Below are 15,571 nucleotides of genomic sequence, written 5' to 3'. Positions count from 1 at the left end.
TCAACCTCCTGCTATAACGTGAAAAAGCAGGATCTGATCGCCTTCCTGCACGATATGTTGCCGCCACTGCTCGCGCGGCAGAATCTGTTGATTCAGCGCCAGCGCGGTACCCGGTTTAAGCTGATTGAGTTGCGTGAGTAGCTCACTAATGGTTTGTCCCTCAGCACACTGCATCGGTTCATCATTAAACTGAATCTGCATGTTGCCCTCCGCAGACCGGGCAGTCGCTGGCGCGATGCAGCGCCAGGTTACGCCACTGGCTGGTTTTACCGTCAAACAGGCGTAGCTCGTCGCTCGGCGTTTCCATACCGCTCAGCAATTTAATCGCTTCCAGCGCCTGCAAGGTGCCCATCACGCCAACCACCGGGCCGACGATACCGGCGGTGCGGCAGTTACGCTCTGGCTCACCGTCATCCGGCCACAGGCAGCGGTAGCAACCCTGCGCCCACGGCGGTGTGAGTACCATCAACTGGCCGCCAAAACCGACTGCGCTGGCGGTAATTAATGGCGTGTTCAGCGCCACGCAGGCAGCGTTGATCTCCTGACGGGTCGCCACGTTGTCGGTACAGTCGAGCACGATATCGGCACGCGCTACCGCATTCTTAAGCGCATCGCCGGCCAGACGCTGTTTTAGTACGATTAGCTTGCTGTCGGGATTGAGCCGCGCTAGCCGTAGCTTCGCCGCCTGCGCCTTCGGGCGGGCGATATCGTCGGTAGTGAACAGAATTTGCCGCTGGAGATTGCTCAGGTGAACGTCGTCATCGTCCGCCAGCGTCAGCGTGCCAACGCCAGCGCCCGCCAGATAGAGCGCCGCAGGCGAACCCAATCCGCCTAAGCCGACAATCAATACATGACTATCGAGCAGCTTTTGCTGGCCTTCAATAGCGATATCGCTGAGCAGGATCTGGCGGCTATAGCGCATAAAATCACGGTCATTCATCGCCGACTCCTGCAATTGCAAGCAGTTGCGCCGTAGCGGCGCGCCAGTCGGCAGCCTGGGTGATAGCGCTGACCACCGCAATACTGCCGACGCCGGTCGCTAACACCGCGGGGGCGCGTTTCAGACTGATGCCGCCAATCGCCACGGTCGGGTAATCCGCCAGACGTTCAATATGCCGCGCCAACTGTTCCAGTCCCTGCGGGGCGGAAGGCATCTGCTTAGTTTGTGTCGGGAAGACGTGACCGAGTGCGATGTAGGAAGGGCGAGCGGCGAGCGCTATGTCGATCTCCATGTCATCGTGAGTCGAGACGCCCAGGCGTAAACCGGCGGTCCGAATGGCGTTCAGGTCGGTGGTCTTCAGGTCTTCCTGACCCAGATGCACGCCGTAGGCCTGATGCTTGATTGCCAGCCGCCAGTAGTCGTTGATAAACAAGCGGGCATCGTAACGACGCCCAAGCGTAATAGCCGCGACCACATCTGCTTCCACCTCGGCATCGCGTTTGTCTTTAATGCGTAGCTGGATAGTGCGTACTCCCGCCGCCAGCAGGCACTCAATCCACGCCACGCTATCGACCACCGGATAGAGCCCCAGCCGTAAAGGGACAGGGGGAAAATCAGGCTGATACATCACGCTTCCTCCCGCTTCAGATAGATTTCGCCACCTTTGGCACGGAAGCTTTCCGACATATTGGCCATTCCCACTTCGATGGTTTGCGCTGCGGCATAGTCGCGCACTTCCTGGCTAATTTTCATCGAGCAGAATTTCGGCCCGCACATCGAGCAGAAGTGCGCCACTTTGCCAGATTCGTGCGGTAGGGTTTCGTCGTGCCAGGCGCGGGCGGTGAACGGATCGAGCGCCAGGTTAAACTGATCTTCCCAACGGAATTCAAAACGCGCTTTCGACATGGCGTTATCGCGGATCTGCGCGCCTGGGTGGCCTTTGGCGAGGTCGGCGGCGTGGGCGGCAATCTTATAGGTGATTAGCCCTTGTTTAACGTCTTCTTTGTTCGGCAGGCCGAGGTGCTCTTTCGGCGTGACGTAGCACAGCATCGCACAGCCGAACCAGCCAATCATCGCCGCGCCAATGCCGGAGGTGAAGTGGTCATAGCCTGGCGCAATATCGGTAGTCAGCGGCCCTAAGGTATAAAACGGCGCTTCATGGCAGTGCTCCAGCTCCTCGGTCATATTGCGGCGGATCATCTGCATCGGCACATGACCTGGACCTTCAATCATCACTTGCACATCGTATTCCCAGGCGATTTTGGTCAGCTCGCCCAGAGTATGCAGTTCGGCAAACTGCGCGTCGTCATTGGCGTCCTGAATGGAGCCCGGGCGCAGCCCGTCGCCCAGCGAGAGTGAAACGTCGTAGGCGGCGCAGATTTCGCAAATCTCGCGGAAATGTTCGAACAGGAAGTTCTCTTTGTGATGGGAAAGGCACCACTTCGCCATAATTGAACCGCCGCGCGAGACAATACCGGTCAGGCGTTTGGCGGTCATCGGCACGTAGCGCAGCAGTACGCCGGCGTGAATAGTGAAATAGTCTACCCCTTGTTCCGCCTGTTCCAGCAGGGTATCGCGGAAGGCTTCCCAGGTAAGATCCTCGGCGATCCCGTTGACCTTTTCCAGCGCCTGGTAGATCGGCACCGTGCCGATTGGCACCGGGCTATTACGCAGGATCCACTCACGGGTTTCGTGAATATAGCGGCCGGTAGAGAGATCCATTACCGTATCCGCGCCCCAGCGCGTTGACCACACCAGTTTTTCGACCTCTTCTTCGATGGAGGACGTCACTGCTGAGTTGCCGATGTTGGCGTTGACCTTCACGAGGAAATTGCGGCCAATAATCATCGGCTCCGATTCCGGATGGTTGATGTTAGCGGGGATGATGGCGCGTCCGGCGGCGACTTCATCGCGCACAAACTCCGGGGTGATGTTTTCCGGCAGGCGCGCGCCGAAGCTTTCTCCGGGATGCTGGTGGCGCAGCACTTCACTGCGGATACGCTCCCGGCCCATGTTTTCACGGATGGCGATAAACGCCATTTCCGGCGTCACGATCCCTTTGCGGGCATAATGAAGCTGCGTCACACAGTGCCCGGCTTTGGCGCGTTTTGGTGTTAACAGACCGGTAAAGCGCAATGCGTTAAGCCCTTCATCCGTCAGGCGTTCGCGGGTATAGGCGGAACTGCGGTCAGAAAGCGTTTCTACATCCGCCCGCGCTTCAATCCACGGCTGGCGCAGCTTTGCCAGACCCTGCTGGATGTTGATGGCGATATTCGGATCGCCGTACGGACCAGAGGTGTCATACACCGGAATTGCTTCGTTTTCTTCATACTGCGGGTGGTCTTTCGTTCCGCTAATCAATGTCGGGCTAAGCTGAATTTCGCGCATCGGTACGCGGATATCATGCTGCGAACCGGTCACGTAGATGCGTTTCGAGTTGGGAAACGCGGTGCCTTCCAGCGTATCGATAAAATGCTGGGCTTGAGCGCGCTGCTCGCGGCGGGTTAATTTTGTTGTAGACATAGCTCATTCCAAAAAATTAAGGACGTGGCTTGTCAGACGACGGATGGAGTAATGGATGTGCGCCGCCCGTAAAGGCAGCTGCATAAAGCAGAATTACTCTTGTTCCCTTCGCAGGTATTAACCTGATCAGGTTCCGCGGATCCCGAATTAACGGTCTCAGCCAAAAATGGCACTCCGACAAGATGGCATTCCCTCATAAGAGGGGGAAGTTTGTAACGTACCCGTTAACGGCGTAAAACTCAAGCGGGACGTTTGACTCTGGCGCCGTCGTGCATCGCGTCAAAGACCAGCATAATCAGCTTGTCTTCCAGCACAAAGCGGGCTTCCAGCGCCTCGCCGATATCTGACAGAGCTTGTTGAAATTCGAGACAATTATCGTGATCGATGGCGGTTTCCAGGCTGGAATCATAATAATCCATAATGCGCTGCGTATTATCTTCCAGCAGCGGCCAGATTTTTGCCGCATGTAAAAGCTGACCGTTCCCTTCCAATTTATGGAGAATACGTTCATAAATACTGAAGTGCCCAGCGGAAAGGTAATCGACCAGGCTCTGACAAAAATCATCCAGCGCTTTTTCATTCAGTCGCATGTACGATTCTTTGCCAGGCTTAATGCCAACCAGATTGTAGTAAGCCACGAGCAGGTGCTTACGTACATGTAGCCAGCGATCGACCAGTTTGTTGCTTCCGCCAACGCGCTCCGTCAGGTTTTCCAGTTGGTTTAGCATGATTGTCTCCGCAAGTTAGATAAAGGCTGTTTGCCAAAAATGTAAAAATAATGTTAACAACATGCCAGTGAAGCAAAGGTAGTGCAAGAGCTATGGATCGTATAATTGAAAAATTAGAGAGTGGCTGGTGGATAGTCAGCCATGAACAAAAATTATGGTTGCCGTATGGGGAATTACCACACGGGCCGGCGGCAAATTTCGATCTTGTGGGGCAGCGCGCACTCCGGATAGGCGAATGGCAAGGCGATCCCGTCTGGCTGGTATTGCAGCATCGGCGTCATGATATGGGATCGGTACGCCAGGTTATCGATCAGGATGCAGGGCTGTTCCAACTGGCGGGGCGCGGCGTACAACTGGCGGAATTTTATCGCTCGCATAAATTTTGCGGTTATTGCGGGCACCCCATGCATCCGAGCAAAACCGAATGGGCAATGCTGTGCAGCCATTGCCGCGAACGTTACTATCCGCAAATCGCCCCCTGCATTATTGTCGCCATTCGCCGTGAGGATTCTCTTCTGCTTGCCCGGCATGTTCGCCACCGTAACGGCGTGCATACGGTACTGGCCGGGTTTGTCGAAGTAGGCGAAACCTTAGAGCAGGCGGTAGCGCGCGAGGTGATGGAGGAGAGCGGGATTAAAGTTAAAAATCTGCGCTATGTGACTTCCCAGCCGTGGCCGTTCCCGCAGTCGCTGATGACCGCTTTCATGGCGGAGTATGATAGCGGCGATATTGTTATTGACCCTAAAGAGTTGCTGGAAGCGAACTGGTATCGTTATGACGATCTTCCGCTACTGCCGCCGCCGGGCACCGTCGCGCGCCGTTTGGTCGAAGATACGGTGGCAATGTGTCGGGCTGAATACGACTGACATGTTACACTGGGCGCATCAACGCTAAAGGAATGTAAAAATGACCGAACTCAAAAACGATCGTTATCTGCGTGCGCTGCTGCGCCAGTCCGTTGATGTTACGCCAGTGTGGATGATGCGCCAGGCCGGCCGTTATCTGCCGGAGTACAAAGCCACTCGCGCGCAGGCTGGCGATTTTATGTCACTGTGCAAAAATGCCGAACTGGCCTGCGAGGTCACTTTACAGCCGCTGCGCCGTTATCCGCTTGATGCAGCGATCCTTTTCTCGGATATCCTGACAGTTCCGGACGCGATGGGACTGGGGCTCTATTTTGAAGCCGGGGAAGGCCCGCGCTTTACGGCTCCTGTTACCTGCAAAGCCGATGTCGATAAGCTGCCCATTCCCGATCCGGAAGATGAACTGGGTTATGTGATGAATGCGGTGCGTACGATTCGCCGCGAACTAAAAGGCGAGGTTCCGCTGATTGGCTTTTCCGGCAGTCCGTGGACGCTGGCAACTTACATGGTGGAAGGCGGCAGCAGCAAAGCCTTCACGGTGATTAAAAAGATGATGTACGCTGACCCGCAGGCGTTGCATCTGCTGCTGGATAAGTTGGCGAAAAGCGTCACGCTGTACCTCAACGCGCAAATCAAAGCGGGCGCGCAGTCGGTGATGATTTTCGACACCTGGGGCGGCGTGCTAACCGGCCGCGATTACCAGCACTTCTCCCTGTACTACATGCATAAAATCGTGGATGGCCTGCTGCGTGAAAACGACGGGCGTCGGGTACCGGTGACTCTGTTCACCAAAGGCGGCGGTCAGTGGCTGGAGGCGATGGCGGAAACCGGCTGCGACGCGCTGGGTCTTGACTGGACGACCGATATTGCCGATGCGCGTCGCCGTGTGGGTCATAAGGTCGCTCTGCAAGGCAATATGGACCCCTCAATGCTTTATGCGCCGCCAGCCCGTATCGAAGACGAAGTCGCGACTATACTTTCTGGTTTCGGTCAGGGAGAAGGGCACGTCTTTAACCTCGGACATGGCATTCATCAGGATGTGCCGCCAGAACATGCTGGCGTATTTGTGGAGGCGGTGCACCGACTTTCTGCGCAGTATCACAACTAAGGAGTTAGTATGGATCTCGCGTCGCTACGCGCTCAACAGATAGAACTTGCTTCATCGGTTTGCCGCGAAGATCGGTTGGACAAAGATCCGCCGGCGTTTATCGGCGGGGCGGACGTCGGTTTTGAGCAGGGCGGCGAGGTGACGCGTGCGGCGATGGTATTGCTGAAATATCCGTCGCTTGAGCTGGTCGAGTACAAGGTGGCGCGTATCGCTACCACTATGCCGTATATTCCCGGCTTTCTCTCTTTTCGTGAATATCCTGCGCTGCTGGCGGCGTGGGAGCAGCTCTCGCAAAAACCCGATCTGCTGTTTGTGGATGGTCACGGTATTTCGCATCCGCGTCGGCTTGGCGTCGCCAGCCATTTTGGACTGTTGGTGGACGTGCCGACGATCGGCGTGGCGAAAAAACGGCTATGCGGTAAATTTGAACCGCTTTCCGCCGAACCTGGCGCGCTTAGCGCCTTAATGGATAAAGGCGAGCAGCTGGCATGGGTATGGCGCAGCAAGGCGCGCTGTAATCCGCTGTTTATCGCGACAGGGCACCGGGTCAGTACTGACAGCGCGCTAGCGTGGGTCCAACGCTGTATGAAAGGGTATCGCCTGCCAGAGCCGACGCGCTGGGCGGATGCCGTCGCTTCCGGGCGTCCGGCGTTTGTTCGTTGGCAAGAAATTCAGCGCTGATTCAGGTAAACTGCCGCTAATTTCCGATTCGAGATTCCATCATGTTACAAAACCCGATTCATTTGCGTCTGGAACGGCTGGAAAGCTGGCAGCACGTTACCTTTATGGCCTGCCTGTGCGAGCGCATGTACCCGAACTACGCCATGTTTTGCAAGCAGACGGAATTCGGCGACGGGCAAATTTACCGTCGCATTCTGGATCTGATCTGGGAAACCCTGACGGTGAAAGATGCGAAGGTCAATTTCGACAGCCAACTGGAGAAATTTGAAGAGGCCATTCCCGCTGCCGACGACTACGATTTGTATGGCGTTTATCCGGCGATCGATGCCTGCGTTGCATTAAGCGAATTAATACATTCTCGTCTCAGTGGCGAAACGCTGGAACATGCTATTGAGGTGAGTAAGACTTCCATCACTACGGTAGCGATGTTGGAAATGACTCAGACTGGTCGGGAAATGACCGATGAGGAGCTCAAAAAGAACCCTGCTGTTGAACAGGAATGGGATATTCAGTGGGAAATATTCCGACTTTTAGCCGACTGCGAAGAACGCGATATTGAACTGATAAAAGGGCTCAGGGCAGACCTGCGCGAGGCTGGCGAGAGCAATATCGGTATAAATTTTCAGCAATGACACCAGAAAACGTGATTTAACGCCTGATTTGTCGTGCCATAAGGCTTCCCTTCTGCCCCCCGTCTGGTCTACATTTGGGAGGCGAAAAAAAGTGGCTATCGGTGCGTGTATGCAGGAGAGTGCTTTTCTGGCATTTCCGTCGCACTCGATGCTTAGCAAGCGATAAACACATTGTAAGGATAACTTATGAACAAGACTCAACTGATTGATGTAATTGCAGACAAAGCAGAACTGTCCAAAACCCAGGCTAAAGCTGCTCTGGAATCCACTCTGGCTGCTATTACTGAGTCTCTGAAAGAAGGCGATGCTGTACAACTGGTTGGTTTCGGTACCTTCAAAGTAAACCACCGTGCTGAGCGCACTGGCCGCAACCCGCAGACCGGTAAAGAAATCAAAATCGCCGCCGCTAACGTACCGGCATTTGTTTCTGGTAAGGCACTGAAAGACGCAGTTAAGTAAGACGCGTAGCTGTGAACAGTTTTATCGAAGGGGCTCGTCAGCCCCTTTTGTCTGTCTGGCGTCGCGCGCTTCTTTTTTCGGGCGCGCTGTTGCTGACAGCCTGCAGTCATGACGCTTCACCGCCTCCGTTTACTGCCAGCGGCTTTGCAGGCGATCAGGGTGCTGTGCGTATCTGGCGTAAAGATACGAATAATGAAGTCCACCTGCTTTCTGTTTTCAGCCCGTGGCATAGCGGCAGCACGACGACCAGCGAATATCGTTGGCAGGGTGATACGCTTTCGCTTATTGAACTCAATATTTACAGCAAACCGGCAGAACATATTCGCGCGCGTTTCGACGCCCGTGGCGAACTCAGTTTTATGCAGCGTGAAGTCGGGGGGCAGAAGCAGCAGCTTTCCAGCGATCAAATTGCCTTGTATCGCTATCGCGCCAAACAAATCCGTCAGACCAGCGACGCATTGCGCCTGGGGCGGGTCATTCTACGGCAGGGACGTTGGCACGCCGACCATACGGTAACAACCTGCGAAGGTGAAACTCTGAAGCCGGATCTGGATTCCTGGGCAATAAGTCACATTGAGCGCCGCCAGAACCACTCATCGGTAGAGGTGAGCGTGGCATGGCTGGAGGCGCCGGAAGGCTCGCAACTTTTGCTGGTGGCGAATTCAGACTTCTGTCGCTGGCAACCGCAAGCGAAAACCTTTTGATGGAATGCCGGATGGCGACGCGAATGTGTCTTATCCGGCCCTGTATCGCGGTTTGTAGGCGAAGCTGTCGTTCGGCAAAAGTGACTTACCAGTGTCCCATTCCCATGTGGCCGCCGCCGCGATGATAACCGCTGCCATAGCCGCCGCAACCGCCATAGCCCGTTCCTGCGCCGCGTGGTATGCCTGCCTGCGCCATCGCGACATCCCGTTTCACGCGTTGCTCATCTAACTTCTGGCCTAATGACTCCATCTCTTTGGCAACCGCATTAATTTTCGCGGCATCTGGCGAACTGGCGGTCAGCAGCGCGTTGTACTCATAACGTTTAGATATCAGTTGCTGGCGTAGTGTGCTGGTCTGTGTATAGTAATCATCATAAATCTTCTGCGCCGACGCCTGCTGTTCCGTCGTTAACGGGCCGCCTCCCTGTTGCCACATACCGTCATTGTTGCCCCAGTGATGCCCGGCGAAGGCGGCGCCGGAACTCAGGGCCAAAAGAGAGAGGGCGATTAGCGCGATAGCTGATTTATTGTTCCGTTTCATTTTGCGTTCTCCGGTTGCTCATCTTATCCTCTTTATGCATCTTCCGTGCCAGGTAGCTATTCCTTATCTGACGGCGTCTGAATTCGCTTCAGGCGGCAAAAAGCGGGTAAAAATGACTCGCATGATCTGCGTGGCGAGTCATTTTTACCCGCTTATCCGGAAGGGTGTGCAACAACGCGCGGTTATGCGGAGCGAAGAATGGCATGATCTCTGCTTAAAGTAAGGAAAATAAAAACGAGCTGGGGAAGGCCTGTGAGTTTTATGCGATTACATAAAGATGCCGCCGCAACGTGGTTGAGTCGGTTGCTACCTGCGGCGATTTTCATTCTGGTGGGGCTATTTTCCATTATGGTCATTCGCGACTATGGCCGTGAGAGCGCTGCCGCCAGGCAGACGCTGCTGGAAAAGGGAAATGTACTCATTCGCGCTCTGGAGTCCGGCACGCGAGTAGGTATGGGAATGCGGATGCATCACGCTCAGCAGCAAACATTGCTGGAAGAGATGGCGGGCCAGCCCGGCGTGCTGTGGTTCGCCGTCACGGATGCGCAGGGGGTAATCCTTACTCATAGCAACCCTGGCATGGTGGGCAAATCGCTCTATTCCGCATCTGAAATGCATCAGCTAAACCCCAGGCCGCAGGAGCGTTGGCGGCGTGTCGACGTTGCTGATAACGGCGAGACGGTGCCTGCGCTGGAAATTTACCGCCAGTTCCAGCCGCTTTTCGGTATGAGAGGCCACAGCATGGAGGGGCACGGAATGGCGCGTTGCGCCAGCGACGATGAACCTGCGAAACAAACTATTTTTATTGCCTTTGACGCCAGCGAGCTGGCCGCGACCCAGGCAAGAGAGCGGCGCAATACGCTGATTGTGTTGTCTGCTTTAGTGGCGGTACTGTTGGCAACGTTACTGGCGTTTTTTTGGCATCAGCGTTATCAGCGTTCGCACAGAGAATTGCTTGATGCGATGAAGCGTAAAGAAAAACTGGTCGCGATGGGGCATCTGGCGGCGGGCGTCGCGCATGAAATTCGTAATCCCCTCTCGTCCATCAAAGGACTGGCAAAATACTTTGCCGAGCGCACGCCTGCAGGCGGAGAGTCGCATGAACTGGCGCAGGTGATGGCCAAAGAGGCCGACCGTTTGAACCGGGTGGTAAGCGAGTTGCTCGAACTGGTAAAGCCTGCGCATCTGTCGCTCCAGACGGTTAACCTCAATGATATTATTACCCACTCCCTGAATCTGGTCAGTCAGGATGCCCACAGCAGAGAGATTAAGTTGAGATTCACGGCTAATGAGGCGCTTACGCGCATCCAGGCTGACCCGGACAGGCTGACTCAGGTGCTGTTGAATTTATACCTGAACGCCATTCATGCGATTGGCCGTCAGGGAACGATTACCGTAGAGGCGAAAGAAAGTGGGACCGACCGCGTTATCATCACTGTTACTGATAACGGGAAAGGGATCTCCCCGGATCAACTGGAGGCGATTTTTACGCCTTACTTTACGACGAAAGCTGACGGAACAGGCCTGGGGCTGGCGGTGGTGCAAAATATCATCGAACAACATGGCGGCGCGATTACGGTGAAGAGTATTGAGGGTAAAGGCACGGTCTTTACTATCTGGTTGCCAGTGACTGCGAGACAACAGGATTAACAAGGGTGATACGCGGAAAAATCGATATTTTGGTTGTGGATGATGATGTAAGTCACTGCACGATTTTACAGGCGTTGCTGCGGGGCTGGGGCTATAGCGTCACTCTGGTCTACAGTGGACATGATGCGTTGGCCCAGGTGCGCGGGAAGGTCTTTGATCTGGTGCTGTGCGATGTCCGTATGGCGGAGATGGACGGTATCGCCACGCTGAAAGAGATCAAACTCCTTAACCCGGCCATTCCGATTTTAATCATGACGGCGTTCTCCAGCGTGGAAACCGCGGTAGAGGCGTTGAAAGCCGGAGCACTTGACTACTTAATTAAACCGCTGGATTTTGACCATCTGCAGGAGACGCTGGAAAACGCGCTGGCGCATACGCGGGATGGCGACGCCGAGTCGCCTTCTGTGCCTGCCGCGCAGTTTGGCATGGTTGGGGAAAGTCCGGCGATGCAGCATTTACTGAATGAAATCGCGATGGTCGCGCCATCAGATGCCACGGTATTGATTCACGGTGACTCCGGTACCGGCAAGGAACTGGTAGCGCGGGCGCTACATGCCTGCAGCGCCCGGAGCGATAAGCCTCTGGTAACGCTCAATTGCGCCGCGCTTAATGAATCTCTGCTGGAGTCTGAACTGTTCGGCCACGAAAAAGGCGCGTTTACCGGCGCGGATAAACGTCGGGAGGGACGCTTTGTCGAAGCTGACGGCGGGACATTGTTTCTTGATGAGATTGGCGATATCTCCCCGTTAATGCAGGTACGTTTACTGCGCGCGATTCAGGAGCGCGAAGTGCAACGCGTGGGAAGCAACCAGACGATCTCTGTGGATGTTCGGTTGATTGCAGCCACCCATCGTGACCTGGTGGAAGAGGTGAGCGCCGGGCGCTTTCGCCAGGATCTCTATTACCGCCTGAATGTGGTGGCGATTGAAATGCCTTCTTTGCGCCAGCGCCAGGAAGACATTCCGTTGCTGGCTGACCATTTTCTGCGGCGTTTTGCCGGACGTAACCGTAAAGCGGTAAAAGGTTTCACGCCACAGGCGATGGATCTATTAATCCACTACGACTGGCCGGGTAATATACGCGAACTGGAAAACGCTATCGAACGGGCGGTCGTGTTGCTGACGGGAGAATACATTTCTGAGCGCGAGCTTCCTCTTACTATTACAGCGACGCCGATAAAAACGGAAAACAGCGCCGGGATTCAACCGCTGGTCGATGTAGAAAAAGAGGTCATTCTGGCGGCGCTGGAAAAAACGGGCGGCAATAAAACGGAAGCCGCCCGCCAGTTAGGGATTACGCGTAAGACGCTGCTGGCGAAATTATCGCGTTAGCTCTGCTTACGTTCGATGGCGCGCCAGCCGATATCATTACGGCAGAAGCAATCATCCCAGTGGATATCGGTCATTAAGGCGTAAGCGCGCTGCTGTGCTTCGGCAACGGTATCACCCAGCGCGGTAGCGCACAGGACGCGGCCGCCGCTGGTCAGTACGCGATCATCATTAGACAGTGTTGTGCCCGCGTGGAATACTTTACCATCCGCGACCTCTTCCAGCGGCAGACCGTGGATTTCATCGCCGGTGCGATAGGCGCCAGGATAACCGCCGGCCGCCATCACTACGCCTAGCGAGGCGCGGCCGTCCCACTCGGAGGTTTTCTCATCCAGCCTGCCGTCGCAGGCGGCGAGGCACAGATCCACCAGATCCGATTTCAGGCGTAACATGATCGGTTGCGTTTCCGGATCGCCAAAGCGGCAGTTGAACTCGATAACCTTCGGGTTGCCCTGCTTGTCGATCATCAGGCCCGCGTACAGGAAGCCAGTGTAGGTGTTCCCTTCCGCCGCCATGCCTTTCACGGTGGGCCAGATGATCCGTTCCATGGTGCGCTGGTGGACTTCATCAGTGACTACGGGAGCTGGGGAGTAAGCGCCCATACCGCCAGTGTTCGGGCCGGTATCGCCGTTGCCCACGCGTTTGTGGTCCTGGCTGGTGGCCATCGGCAGCACATGCTCGCCGTCAACCATCACGATAAAGCTCGCTTCTTCTCCGTCGAGGAACTCTTCGATGACGATGCGATGGCCGGCATCGCCAAAGGCGTTACCTGCCAGCATGTCATGAACGGCGGCTTCAGCTTCCTCTAGCGTCATCGCCACGATAACGCCTTTACCGGCAGCCAGGCCATCGGCCTTGATAACGATCGGCGCGCCTTTCTCGCGTAGGTAGGCCAGCGCAGGCTCAACTTCGGTAAAGTTCTGGTACTCCGCCGTCGGGATGTTATGACGGGCGAGAAAATCTTTGGTGAACGCTTTTGAACCTTCCAGTTGCGCCGCGCCTTCGGCCGGGCCGAAGATTTTCAGGCCCGCAGCACGAAAAGCGTCAACCACACCGATTACCAGCGGTGCTTCCGGGCCGACGATAGTCAGGTCAATCTTCTCGTTTTGGGCAAAACTTAGCAGTGCCGGGATATCGGTCACGCTGATAGCGACGTTTTGCAGCGTGGGTTCCAGCGCAGTACCGGCGTTACCCGGAGCGACGAACACGGTTTTTACTTTTGGCGACTGTGCCGCTTTCCACGCCAGCGCGTGCTCGCGCCCGCCGTTGCCAATCACTAATACTTTCATGTTTCGCTCCATTAATGGCGGAAGTGGCGCATGTCGGTGAAGATCATCGCAATACCGTGTTCATCGGCAGCGGCAATGACTTCATCATCACGGATAGAGCCGCCAGGCTGGATCACGCAGCTTACGCCCACGGCAGCGGCAGCATCAATACCGTCACGGAACGGGAAGAAGGCATCAGACGCCATTGCCGAACCTTGCACTTCCAGCCCTTCGTCAGCGGCTTTAATCCCAGCGATTTTCGCGGAGTAGACCCGGCTCATCTGGCCTGCGCCGATGCCGATAGTCATGTTCTCTTTGGCGTAGACAATGGCGTTGGATTTGACGAACTTCGCCACCTTCCAGCAGAACAGCGCGTCACGCAGCTCTTGTTCGGTCGGCTGGCGTTTAGACACTACGCGCAGTTCGCGTTCGCTCACCATACCCAGATCACGATCCTGAACCAGCAGACCGCCATTAACGCGTTTGAAGTCGAGGCCCGGAACACGCTGTGCCCACTGACCGCAGGTCAGTACGCGAACGTTCTGCTTGGCGGCGGTGATTTTCAGCGCTTCTTCAGTAGCGGACGGGGCGATAATGACTTCAACAAACTGGCGAGAGATGATCGCCTGCGCGGTTTCAGCATCCAGTTCGCGATTGAAGGCGATGATGCCGCCGAATGCGGAAGTCGGATCGGTTTTGTAGGCGCGATCGTAGGCATCCAGAATAGAGGCGCTTACCGCTACGCCGCATGGATTTGCGTGTTTAACAATGACACAGGCTGGCTCGCTAAACTCTTTTACGCACTCCAGCGCCGCATCGGTATCGGCGATGTTGTTGTAGGAAAGCGCTTTGCCCTGTACCTGCTGCGCGGTGGCAACGGACGCTTCTTTAACATTTTCTTCTATATAGAAGGCTGCCTGCTGGTGGCTGTTCTCGCCGTAGCGCATATCCTGCTTCTTAATGAAGTTCAGATTTAGGGTGCGCGGGAAGCGACCAGCGGCTTCTTTGCTTTCACCGTGATAGGCCGGAACCATGCTGCCGAAGTAGTTGGCGATCATACTGTCGTAGGCGGCGGTGTGTTCGAAGGCTTTGATGGCGAGATCGAAGCGGGTTTCAAGTAGAAGGGAACCTTCGTTGGCATCCATCTCGTTAATAATGGCGTCGTAGTCGCTGCTCTTCACCACGATAGCCACGTCTTTATGGTTCTTGGCGGCGGAACGCACCATAGTTGGCCCGCCGATATCAATATTCTCTACTGCATCTTCCAGCGAACAACCAACGTGTGCCACGGTCTCGGCGAACGGGTACAGGTTAACCACTACCATATCGATTGGCGCGATACCATGCTGCTCCATAATGCCATCATCCTGACCACGACGCCCCAGAATGCCGCCATGAACTTTCGGATGCAGGGTTTTTACGCGTCCATCCATCATTTCCGGGAAACCGGTGTAATCGGAAACTTCGGTCACTGGCAGACCCTTTTCTGCTAACAGGCGAGCGGTGCCTCCTGTTGACAGCAGCTCCACACCGCGTGCGGAAAGTGCCTGGGCGAATTCGACGATACCGGCCTTGTCAGAAACACTGAGCAGAGCGCGGCGGACTGAACGACGTTGTTGCATGGTAAATCCCCTGGATTTGACGATTACAGAGAGCGTTAGCTGAATTTTTCGTGAAAAACTCAGCTAACGCCCCTTACGGGGCCATCCTCATTTTTCGGCGACATTGTAACGAAAACGTTTGCGCAACGCTCGTAAATTTTTCTTTTTAAATTCCGGTCCCATTTTTACCCCTGAAAGATCGTTTGCAGAGAGAGGATCGAAGAAATGAACGAGCGTTTTGTGGATAAGTCTGTGCGTAAATGGGTATAAATCGGGGTTTTGCTGGGGAATACAGCAAACAGTCATTTTTCTGCAATTTTTCTATTGCGGTCAGCAGAGAACTCCCTATAATGCGCCTCCATCGACACGGTGGCTGTGAATCACTTCACACAAACAGCCGGTCGGTTGAAGAGAAAAATCCTGAAATTCAGGGTTGACTCTGAAAGAGGAAAGCGTAATATACGCCACCTCGCGACGGTGAGCTGAAAGCCGCGTCGCACCTGCTCTTTAACAATTTATCAGACAATCTGTGTGGGCACTCGAAG

Annotated in this window: 16 protein-coding genes and 1 riboswitch; of the genes, 8 read left to right on the top strand and 8 right to left on the bottom strand. The window is 55.2% G+C overall.

Features of this window, described 5'->3' with window-relative positions; genetic code table 11:
• The 5 genes from thiS to rsd form a co-directional block, all read right to left on the bottom strand.
• The gene (gene thiS / locus F4V61_RS21215; protein WP_079781238.1) at positions 1 to 201 is read right to left on the bottom strand and encodes a sulfur carrier protein ThiS; all 201 of its coding nucleotides are present in this window, start codon (positions 199 to 201) and stop codon (positions 1 to 3) included.
• Complete coding sequence (locus F4V61_RS21210; RefSeq protein WP_079781237.1) at positions 185 to 940, bottom strand: HesA/MoeB/ThiF family protein; 756 nt, start codon at positions 938 to 940, stop codon at positions 185 to 187. The genes thiS and F4V61_RS21210 overlap by 17 nt, the downstream gene beginning before the upstream one ends.
• Positions 933 to 1,568 carry a thiamine phosphate synthase gene (gene thiE, locus F4V61_RS21205; RefSeq protein ID WP_058115574.1) on the bottom strand — a complete coding sequence of 212 codons (636 nt, stop codon included), beginning with the start codon at positions 1,566 to 1,568 and terminating at the stop codon, positions 933 to 935. The genes F4V61_RS21210 and thiE overlap by 8 nt, the downstream gene beginning before the upstream one ends.
• Positions 1,568 to 3,463, bottom strand: coding sequence for a phosphomethylpyrimidine synthase ThiC (gene thiC / locus F4V61_RS21200; RefSeq protein WP_075809463.1), 1,896 nt, complete (start codon positions 3,461 to 3,463; stop codon positions 1,568 to 1,570). Before thiC ends, thiE begins: the two co-directional genes overlap by 1 nt.
• Positions 3,464 to 3,549: 86 nt before the next feature.
• Positions 3,550 to 3,650, bottom strand: a riboswitch (TPP riboswitch).
• Between the two features lie 52 nt (positions 3,651 to 3,702).
• Positions 3,703 to 4,191, bottom strand: a complete 489-nt coding sequence (rsd, locus tag F4V61_RS21195; RefSeq protein WP_000934318.1) for a sigma D regulator — start codon at positions 4,189 to 4,191, stop codon at positions 3,703 to 3,705.
• A gap of 92 nt (positions 4,192 to 4,283) precedes the next feature.
• On the opposite strand from rsd, the gene nudC reads away from it, so the two are divergent.
• From nudC to F4V61_RS21165, 6 genes are all read left to right on the top strand, one after another.
• A complete protein-coding gene (nudC, locus tag F4V61_RS21190; protein WP_038397225.1) occupies positions 4,284 to 5,057 on the top strand; it encodes an NAD(+) diphosphatase in 774 nt (257 codons plus the stop codon).
• A gap of 40 nt (positions 5,058 to 5,097) precedes the next feature.
• Entirely contained in the window at positions 5,098 to 6,162 is a 1,065-nt protein-coding gene (hemE, locus tag F4V61_RS21185) for a uroporphyrinogen decarboxylase (RefSeq protein ID WP_058346072.1), read from the top strand.
• 9 nt (positions 6,163 to 6,171) lie between these two features.
• Positions 6,172 to 6,843 carry a deoxyribonuclease V gene (gene nfi, locus F4V61_RS21180; RefSeq protein WP_000362358.1) on the top strand — a complete coding sequence of 224 codons (672 nt, stop codon included), beginning with the start codon at positions 6,172 to 6,174 and terminating at the stop codon, positions 6,841 to 6,843.
• Between the two features lie 41 nt (positions 6,844 to 6,884).
• Positions 6,885 to 7,475, top strand: coding sequence for a YjaG family protein (locus tag F4V61_RS21175; protein WP_000940089.1), 591 nt, complete (start codon positions 6,885 to 6,887; stop codon positions 7,473 to 7,475).
• Between the two features lie 186 nt (positions 7,476 to 7,661).
• Positions 7,662 to 7,934, top strand: a complete 273-nt coding sequence (gene hupA / locus F4V61_RS21170; protein WP_001044509.1) for a nucleoid-associated protein HU-alpha — start codon at positions 7,662 to 7,664, stop codon at positions 7,932 to 7,934.
• Positions 7,935 to 7,945: 11 nt separating this feature from the next.
• Entirely contained in the window at positions 7,946 to 8,638 is a 693-nt protein-coding gene (locus F4V61_RS21165; protein ID WP_038397223.1) for a DUF1481 domain-containing protein, read from the top strand.
• An 85-nt stretch (positions 8,639 to 8,723) separates the two neighbouring features.
• On the opposite strand, the gene zraP is transcribed toward F4V61_RS21165, so the two are convergent.
• Positions 8,724 to 9,179, bottom strand: coding sequence for a zinc resistance sensor/chaperone ZraP (gene zraP / locus F4V61_RS21160; protein WP_079833322.1), 456 nt, complete (start codon positions 9,177 to 9,179; stop codon positions 8,724 to 8,726).
• Positions 9,180 to 9,431: 252 nt separating this feature from the next.
• Here zraP and zraS point away from each other — a divergent pair, with 252 nt between their 5' ends.
• Together zraS and zraR are read left to right on the top strand one after the other, a co-directional pair.
• The gene (zraS, locus tag F4V61_RS21155; protein ID WP_058820039.1) at positions 9,432 to 10,829 is read left to right on the top strand and encodes a two-component system sensor histidine kinase ZraS; all 1,398 of its coding nucleotides are present in this window, start codon (positions 9,432 to 9,434) and stop codon (positions 10,827 to 10,829) included.
• Positions 10,830 to 10,834: 5 nt separating this feature from the next.
• Positions 10,835 to 12,160, top strand: coding sequence for a sigma-54-dependent response regulator transcription factor ZraR (gene zraR / locus F4V61_RS21150; RefSeq protein ID WP_058820040.1), 1,326 nt, complete (start codon positions 10,835 to 10,837; stop codon positions 12,158 to 12,160).
• Here zraR and purD read toward each other — a convergent pair.
• The gene (gene purD / locus F4V61_RS21145) at positions 12,157 to 13,446 is read right to left on the bottom strand and encodes a phosphoribosylamine--glycine ligase (RefSeq protein WP_058820041.1); all 1,290 of its coding nucleotides are present in this window, start codon (positions 13,444 to 13,446) and stop codon (positions 12,157 to 12,159) included. The genes zraR and purD overlap by 4 nt on opposite strands.
• 11 nt (positions 13,447 to 13,457) lie before the next feature.
• Positions 13,458 to 15,047: a bifunctional phosphoribosylaminoimidazolecarboxamide formyltransferase/IMP cyclohydrolase gene (gene purH, locus F4V61_RS21140; protein WP_038397219.1), complete on the bottom strand. Its 1,590-nt coding sequence runs from the start codon at positions 15,045 to 15,047 to the stop codon at positions 13,458 to 13,460.
• Between the last annotated feature and the right edge of the window lie 524 nt (positions 15,048 to 15,571).

Origin of the sequence: Salmonella enterica subsp. arizonae, from assembly GCF_008692845.1 — a bacterium.
In the GTDB taxonomy this organism is placed as follows: domain Bacteria; phylum Pseudomonadota; class Gammaproteobacteria; order Enterobacterales; family Enterobacteriaceae; genus Salmonella; species Salmonella arizonae.
This window is presented reverse-complemented; position numbering and strand designations above follow the sequence as displayed.

What these genes read in the sequence shown, in the direction of transcription:
- rsd (WP_000934318.1), bottom strand. Translation starts at nt 4,191, where the DNA reads ATGCTAAACCAACTGGAAAACCTGACGGAGCGCGTTGGCGGAAGCAAC.
- purH (WP_038397219.1), bottom strand. Translation starts at nt 15,047, where the DNA reads ATGCAACAACGTCGTTCAGTCCGCCGCGCTCTGCTCAGTGTTTCTGAC.
- thiS (WP_079781238.1), bottom strand. Translation starts at nt 201, where the DNA reads ATGCAGATTCAGTTTAATGATGAACCGATGCAGTGTGCTGAGGGACAA.
- F4V61_RS21175 (WP_000940089.1), top strand. Translation starts at nt 6,885, where the DNA reads ATGTTACAAAACCCGATTCATTTGCGTCTGGAACGGCTGGAAAGCTGG.
- nudC (WP_038397225.1), top strand. Translation starts at nt 4,284, where the DNA reads ATGGATCGTATAATTGAAAAATTAGAGAGTGGCTGGTGGATAGTCAGC.
- thiE (WP_058115574.1), bottom strand. Translation starts at nt 1,568, where the DNA reads ATGTATCAGCCTGATTTTCCCCCTGTCCCTTTACGGCTGGGGCTCTAT.
- thiC (WP_075809463.1), bottom strand. Translation starts at nt 3,463, where the DNA reads ATGTCTACAACAAAATTAACCCGCCGCGAGCAGCGCGCTCAAGCCCAG.
- zraP (WP_079833322.1), bottom strand. Translation starts at nt 9,179, where the DNA reads ATGAAACGGAACAATAAATCAGCTATCGCGCTAATCGCCCTCTCTCTT.
- F4V61_RS21210 (WP_079781237.1), bottom strand. Translation starts at nt 940, where the DNA reads ATGAATGACCGTGATTTTATGCGCTATAGCCGCCAGATCCTGCTCAGC.
- hemE (WP_058346072.1), top strand. Translation starts at nt 5,098, where the DNA reads ATGACCGAACTCAAAAACGATCGTTATCTGCGTGCGCTGCTGCGCCAG.
- purD (WP_058820041.1), bottom strand. Translation starts at nt 13,446, where the DNA reads ATGAAAGTATTAGTGATTGGCAACGGCGGGCGCGAGCACGCGCTGGCG.
- hupA (WP_001044509.1), top strand. Translation starts at nt 7,662, where the DNA reads ATGAACAAGACTCAACTGATTGATGTAATTGCAGACAAAGCAGAACTG.
- nfi (WP_000362358.1), top strand. Translation starts at nt 6,172, where the DNA reads ATGGATCTCGCGTCGCTACGCGCTCAACAGATAGAACTTGCTTCATCG.